The 6,634-nt window shown below is 64.3% G+C and carries 7 protein-coding genes; 6 read left to right on the forward strand and 1 reads right to left on the reverse strand.

The genetic code is table 11. The annotated features are described in order from the left end of the window. The first annotated feature begins 54 nt into the window (after positions 1 to 54). From U9R81_RS10360 to U9R81_RS10385, 6 genes are all read left to right on the forward strand, one after another. Positions 55 to 171 (forward strand): hypothetical protein, encoded by a 117-nt coding sequence (locus U9R81_RS10360; RefSeq protein ID WP_322495391.1) that lies wholly within the window; start codon positions 55 to 57, stop codon positions 169 to 171. Positions 172 to 352: 181 nt separating this feature from the next. After that, the gene (gene cobA / locus U9R81_RS10365) at positions 353 to 1,135 is read left to right on the forward strand and encodes a uroporphyrinogen-III C-methyltransferase (RefSeq protein ID WP_322495385.1); all 783 of its coding nucleotides are present in this window, start codon (positions 353 to 355) and stop codon (positions 1,133 to 1,135) included. Next, positions 1,132 to 2,532, forward strand: a complete 1,401-nt coding sequence (locus U9R81_RS10370; RefSeq protein WP_322495386.1) for a cobyrinate a,c-diamide synthase — start codon at positions 1,132 to 1,134, stop codon at positions 2,530 to 2,532. The genes cobA and U9R81_RS10370 overlap by 4 nt, the downstream gene beginning before the upstream one ends. Before the next feature lie 250 nt (positions 2,533 to 2,782). After that, positions 2,783 to 3,334 (forward strand): bifunctional adenosylcobinamide kinase/adenosylcobinamide-phosphate guanylyltransferase, encoded by a 552-nt coding sequence (gene cobU, locus U9R81_RS10375; protein ID WP_322495387.1) that lies wholly within the window; start codon positions 2,783 to 2,785, stop codon positions 3,332 to 3,334. Next, positions 3,316 to 4,389 (forward strand): histidinol-phosphate transaminase, encoded by a 1,074-nt coding sequence (locus U9R81_RS10380; RefSeq protein ID WP_322495388.1) that lies wholly within the window; start codon positions 3,316 to 3,318, stop codon positions 4,387 to 4,389. The genes cobU and U9R81_RS10380 overlap by 19 nt, the downstream gene beginning before the upstream one ends. Before the next feature lie 31 nt (positions 4,390 to 4,420). Then, positions 4,421 to 5,896 (forward strand): cobyric acid synthase, encoded by a 1,476-nt coding sequence (locus tag U9R81_RS10385; RefSeq protein WP_322495389.1) that lies wholly within the window; start codon positions 4,421 to 4,423, stop codon positions 5,894 to 5,896. Here U9R81_RS10385 and U9R81_RS10390 read toward each other — a convergent pair. Next, positions 5,888 to 6,634 (reverse strand): tetratricopeptide repeat-containing protein (locus tag U9R81_RS10390; RefSeq protein ID WP_322495390.1); only part of this gene is annotated, 747 nt, incomplete at its 5' end. The two genes, U9R81_RS10385 and U9R81_RS10390, sit on opposite strands and share 9 nt — an antisense overlap.

The raw sequence follows: 6,634 nt of genomic DNA on the forward strand, positions 1-6,634 counted from the left end.
GCCGCCGGCGCGCTCTGCAACGTCGCCGATGATCCCAGTGACGGCGATTTTCATGTGCCGGCAGTCCATCGCAGCGGCGGCATCACCATTGCCGTGAGCAGCAATGGCGCCGCGCCGGCCCGCGCCGCCGCGATCCGCGACGCGATTGCTGAGTGGTTGGCGGAAGCGTAAGGTGTAGCCGTACAGACTGCGGCAGTCACACTGCCGCAGTCTATAAATGGCAAAGTGCAGACAAGAGACGCTGTATGGTTCCAAATCTCTATCCGATCTGTGCTCATCCGTCCAAATCCTTGTGCATCCGTGTTCTATTTTCAACCTGTGTTCATCTCCCATATCCAACCCGGAGTAGCTTATGACCGGTAAAGCCTATCTTGTTGGCGCCGGCCCCGGTCGCGCCGATCTGATGACCGTGCGCGGTTTGGCTGTGCTGCGCCAAGCCGATGCCGTCCTTTACGACCGCCTGATCGCGGCGAGCCTGCTCGACGAAGCGCCGCCTCACGCCGAACGGATCTTCGTCGGCAAGCGGCCCGGCCACCATTCCGTGCGCCAAGACGGCATCACCGAGACGCTGGTGCGCTTGGTGCGTGCTGGGTTGCAGGTGGTACGGCTGAAAGGCGGCGACCCCGGCGTCTTTGCCCACCTGACCGAAGAGGCAGCAGCGTTGGCGGCTGCCGGTCTGCCCTTCGAGATTGTGCCGGGAGTCTCCTCAGCATTGGCGGTGCCGCTCCACGCCGGTATTCCGCTCACGTGGCGCGGCGTCGCCTCTGCCTTCACGGTCGTCTCTGGTCACGAAGCTACTCCGCATGGGTGCAGTGGGATCAGTTGGGCCTTGCTGGCTTCATCGCCGACTCTCGTGGTGTTGATGGCGCTCGAATGGCTGGCGCAGGTGTGTGCCTATCTGATCGCCGCTGGTCGTAACCCCAATACGCCGGCGGCGCTGATCAGCCGCGGCGCCAGCGCCGATCAGCGCGTACTGCGGGCCACGCTCGCTGCCTTGCCGGATCGCCAACAGACAGCGCAATTGCCGCCTCCTGCTGTGCTAGTGGTGGGTGAAGTGGCAGCGTTGGCTGATACGTTGGCATGGTACGACCCGGCCCACTTCCCCGCCGATCCGATGTTGTGGGACGACCTATGATCCACCTGCCCCGCCTGCTATTCGCCGCGCCGATGAGTGGCAGCGGCAAGACGACCATCACCGCCGGCCTGATCGCCGCCTTGCGCTGGCGCGGTCTGCGCATTGCACCGTTTAAGTGCGGCCCCGACTATATTGATCCCGGCTACCATGCCCTCGCCGCCGGTAGGCCGTGCCATAACCTCGACTCGTGGCTGATCCCGCCTGACCAGATCGCCGGCGTGCTGGCCCGCCGCAGCGCCGAGGCTGATCTGGCCGTGATCGAAGGGGTGATGGGCCTGTTCGATGGCTACGCCGGCAATGACGACACCGGCAGCAGCGCCCACATTGCCCGCCTTACCGCGACGCCGGTGATCATTGTGCTCGATGCGCGCGCAATGGCCCGCACTGCCGCCGCGCTGATCGCCGGCTTGCGCGATTTCGACCGCCGGCTCCGGATCGGCGGCGTCATTCTCAATCGGGTTGGCAGCCCACGCCATGCGGCGCTGATCCGTGCTGCCGTCGAGCAGACGGTTGGGGTGCCGGTGTTGGGTTATGTGCCGCGTCACGATGCGCTCACCTTGCCCGAACGCCATCTCGGTTTGGTGCCGGTGGCCGAGCCGGGCCGCTGGCAAGAGTGGCTGGCTGAGGTGGCGGCGCGGGTTGAGCAGACGGTTGACCTTGACCGGCTGCTGGCCGTGGCCCATACCGCGCCGCCGTTGCCCGTCCCAGTGCCAACCGTGCTCGCGCCGGTGAGCGGTGTGAGACCGGTGATCGCCATTGCCCGCGATGAGGCGTTTAATTTCATCTATCCCGATAATCTCGATCTGTTGCAGGCCGCTGGGGCGGAACTCGCCTTTTTTAGCCCGCTCCACGATACCGCCTTGCCTGCAGGGACAGCGGCGATCTATTTGTGCGGCGGTTTTCCTGAACTGTTTGCCGCGCAACTGAGCGCCAATCAGGCGATGCTGGGCGCGATTCGGGAAGCGGTAGCAGCCGGGATGCCGATCTACGCCGAGTGCGGCGGCTTGATGTACCTGACTGAAACCTTGATCGATCAGCACGGCCAAGCCTTTGCGATGGCCGGTGTGTTGCCCGGCCATTCGCGCATGACGCCGCGCCTCACCCTCGGCTACCGCACGATCGTGGCCCAAGCCGAGACGTGGCTGTGGCGCGCCGGCGAAACGGTGCGCGGTCACGAGTTTCACTATTCGGTCTGGGAAGCGCGGCCCACCGACCTACCGCCGCTCTACGCTTGCTTGCCTGATGCGATGCGTCCGCAACCGGCCAGCGAGGGGGTGGTGATCGGGCAGACGCTGGCGTCGTACATTCATTTGCATTTTCTGGCCTGCCCGTCCATCGCCGAGCGGTTTGTCGCCGCTGCCAGCACATTTTTTGCCGCAAAGAGCGCCAAGGGGTAAACGCAAAGGCGTTGCAGAGCCGGACGGCTGTCCGGCTCCGCAGAGGTATCAATAAGCACGAACATATAGAATATGGCAACAACCATGCTATTGCCAACATCACAAAACCCTCTGCGCCCTTTACGTCCTTCGCGTCTTTGCGTTCAAACCCTCTGCGATCTTTGCGCCCTTCGCGTCTTTGCGTTCAAACTCTCTGCGCCTTTGCTCTCTTTGCGCCTTTGCGTTTGCGCCTTGATGATTGAGGTGGCTGATGAGTACGGTTGTCCTCTTTACCGGCGGCGCCCGCAGCGGCAAGAGCCGGTGCGCCGAGCGGTACGTGGCCCGCTTGAGCGAGCAGGTGATGTATGTCGCAACCGCTACCGCCGGCGACGATGAGATGCGTGAGCGGATTAGCCGCCATCGCGCTCGTCGCCCGCCAACATGGTCAACGCGCGAAGCGCCGGTCAATGTCGCCGCTGCTCTCGCCGATCTGACGCCGGGATCGGTGGTGTTGCTCGATTGTTTGTCGCTGCTGGTGAGCAATCTTTTGCTGGCTAACGAATCTGATCCTGAGCCGGCTATCGATCGTGAACTCGACGATCTGCTGGCGATGGTTGCTCAGCGCGATTTGACGCTGATCGCCGTTACCAATGAAGTTGGCATGGGGATTGTGCCCGCCTATCCGCTGGGCCGGCAATACCGCGATCTGCTCGGTCTGGCTAATCAGCGCGTTGCCGCTGCCGCCGCCGAGGTCTATTTAGTTGTCGGCGGCATTCCGGTCGAGTTGCGCGCACTGGAGGCAGCATGGAACCGCACCCCGTAGCGCATGGCGCGCTCGATGAGGCCGAGTTGGCTCAGCTCGGCTTGCGCCCTGATCAGGTGATCGATTTCAGCAGCAACACCAACCCGTTCGGCCCGCCTGCCGCCGTCTTGGCCGCCTTGCGCGCGCTCGATCCGGCCCCGTATCCCGACCGGAGCTGCCTGCGTTTGCGGCAACAGTTGGCGCAGTGTCACCGCTGCCGTCTTGATGCGGTGGTGGCTGGTAATGGCGCGAATGAGTTGATCCATCTAGCGGCACGGGCCTTGGGTGCGCCGGGAACAACCGCGCTGGTGGTGGCCCCAACCTATGGCGAGTATGCCCACGCTTGCCGGCTGGCCGGAATGCAGGTGGTGGAGGTGCGCAGTACGGCTGCGACCCAGTTTCAACCCGATCCGGCGGAGCTATTGGCGGCGATTGAACGGTTGCAGCCGCGCTTGCTGTGGCTCTGCTCGCCTAACAATCCGACCGGCGTGCCTGTGGCGCCAGCGACCATCGTCGAGTTGGCCCACGCCTGTGCCCGTTACGGCGGCTGGCTGATCCTCGACCGGGCCTATCTGTCGTTGATGCGAGATGATCCCGGTCACGATCCGCTCGATGACCACGCGCCGGCCAACCTGATCCGCATCTATTCGCTCACCAAGAGCTATGCGGTGGCCGGTTTGCGCATCGGCTACGCGATTGCTGAACCTGAGCCGGCGAGTGCGATTGCCCGCTGGCAACCGGCGTGGAGTGTGAGTAGCGCGGCGCAGGCGGCGGCGCTGGCCATGCTGGCCGATACGGCGTTTTTGCCGGCGACGCTGCCGCGCTTGTGGGCCGTCAGCGATGAATTGGCCGCCGGGTTGCGCCAGCTTGGCTTAACCGTATGGCGGTCAGCGCTGCCGTTTATGCTGGTGCAATGCGCTGATGGGGCATTGACCCGTCTCCGGTTGCTCGCGCACGGTTGTGTGGTGCGTGATTGTACGTCGTTTGGCTTGCCGGAGTGGGTGCGCGTCGCGCCCCGCCTGCCGGCAGACAATGCGCGGTTGGTGGCGGCGTGGCGGGAGATAGGGCCGCTGTGACTCAGCAACCGCTGCCTTGGAGGAGATACGTATGCCTGCGCCTGTCTTGATGGTGGTTGGTACCGCTTCATCGGTTGGCAAGAGCACGCTGGTGGCGGCGCTCTGCCGGTTGGCTGCCCGTCGCGGGTTGCGGGTGGCCCCGTTCAAAGCCCAAAACATGAGCAACAACGCCGCTGTGACGGCTGATGGCGGTGAGATCGCGCGCAGCACAGCGGTGCAAGCCGCGGCTGCCGGTATCGCGCCGACCGTGGCGATGAATCCGATCTTGATCAAGCCTGAAGGCCAGCGCCGCAGCCAGATCGTGGTCGAGGGCAAGCCGTGGCAAACTCTCGCTGCCGCCGATTTTTGGCAACGCAAGGCGCTGCTGTGGCCGGTGATCACCCGTAACCTTGATGCGCTCCGCGCCGAGTATGATCTCGTTATCGCCGAAGGGGCCGGCAGTCCAGTTGAGCTGAATCTGAAGGCCGGCGATCTGGTCAATATGCGGCTAGCCGTCTATGCCCAAGCCCGCACCTTGTTGGTCGGCGACATCGATCGCGGCGGCATCTTCGCCCAACTGCTCGGTACCTTGATGTTGCTCGAATCCGCTGAACGCCGGTTGATCGAAGGTCTGATCGTCAACCGCTTCCGCGGCGATCCGGCCTTATTCGTTGATGGTGTGCGCATCCTAGAAGAGCGCAGTGGCGTGCCGGTGCTGGGGGTGGTGCCGTGGATCGAGGATCTTGATCTGCCTGAAGAGGATGCGGTGGCGCTCGAGCAGGCTCAGCCGGCGCGGACACAAGGGATCACGATTGCCGTCATCCGCTTGCCGGCTATCGCTAATTTCGACGACTTCGACCCGCTGGCCCGCGAGCCGGGGGTAACGGTGCGCTATATTGATTACCCTTCGCAATTGGCCGGCGCGGCGGCAGTGATTCTGCCCGGCACCAAACACACCCTCGCTGCCCGGCGCTGGTTGCGCGAACGCGGATTTGACACGGCGCTGCGCCAGTTTACTGGCGCGATTGCCGGCATCTGCGGCGGCTACCAACTGCTCGGCGAGCGGATCAGCGATCCGCTGGCGGTTGAGGGAGCCGGCGGCGAAGACGACGGTCTTGGTTTGTTGCCGGTTGAAACCGTCTTTGCCCCCGACAAACAGACTACTCAAACCGTGGCGAAGGTGCAGGTGGCGTGGGCCGGCGCCGCCGAACTGCACGGCTACGAAATCCACATGGGCCGCAGCCGCCGGCTTGGGGAAGCGCAGCCGTTGCTAAGCATTGTACGGCGTGGCGCAACACCCGCCGCTGACGACGATGGGTGTCAGAGCGCCGATGGCCGGGTATGGGGGTGCTATCTGCATGGCCTGTTTGCCAACGACGAGTTTCGGCGCGGATGGTTGCGGCAGTTAGGCTGGCAACCGGCGTTCGATCCTCTACCCCAAACCGACCCGCTTGACCGGTTGGCTGATCAGGTGGCAGCGGCATTGGGTTCACCGGTACTCGATCGCCTCTTCACCATTTCACCGTAACGGCCAGCCTTCGCCACCGGCCCACAACCGTACCGGCGCGCGATTGGCCGGCAGATCGAACAGCACCGGCACACTGCGCAAGCCGCTCTGTGGCGCAAAGGCCTCTTCGAGCGCCAGATCGCCGTACAATCCACGCCCAAACTGGTCGAGATACTGGCGCGAAGCGTCTGGCAAGGGGGCATAACGTTGCCCGTTCTCATCTTCCACTGCGAAGAGGGTGGCGGGCAATAGCCGCTCGACCGGCGCTTCGTTACTCACCGCCAGCAACGCCACCAACAGGCGACCCGCCGGACGGATCGGGCCGAGTTCGCCGTCGATCACCACCACATCCTCGCGCCGCAACAGCCCAATTTGCCACTGATCGTAGGCGACCAATTGCCCCAGCGCGCGCGTATTGGGTTCCGGCGACGGGGTTGGCGGCGGCGACGGGGTTGGCGGTGGCGGCGAGGGTGTCGGCACGACAGGCGTCGTTACGACGATCCCCGTTGGCAATGGCGTTGGCAGCGGCCCAATTGCCGCCAGTGTGGGGGGCAAATTGGTGGGAAATGAGGTTGGTGGCAGTGACGTAACCGGTTGGCGCTGCCACCAGCTCACCCCCAGCAAGCCCGCAGCGATCAGCAAGAGCATTGCCGGCAGTTGCCATCCCAACCGGCGCTGGTGCGGTTGGCGTTCAGCGCGCGGTTTGGCCGGGGCCAGCCGCGGCGGCAGCGCCGATTCTATCACTCCTCCCTCCCTGTG

The organism is Chloroflexus sp. (assembly GCF_034435895.1).
GTDB lineage: Bacteria > Chloroflexota > Chloroflexia > Chloroflexales > Chloroflexaceae > Chloroflexus.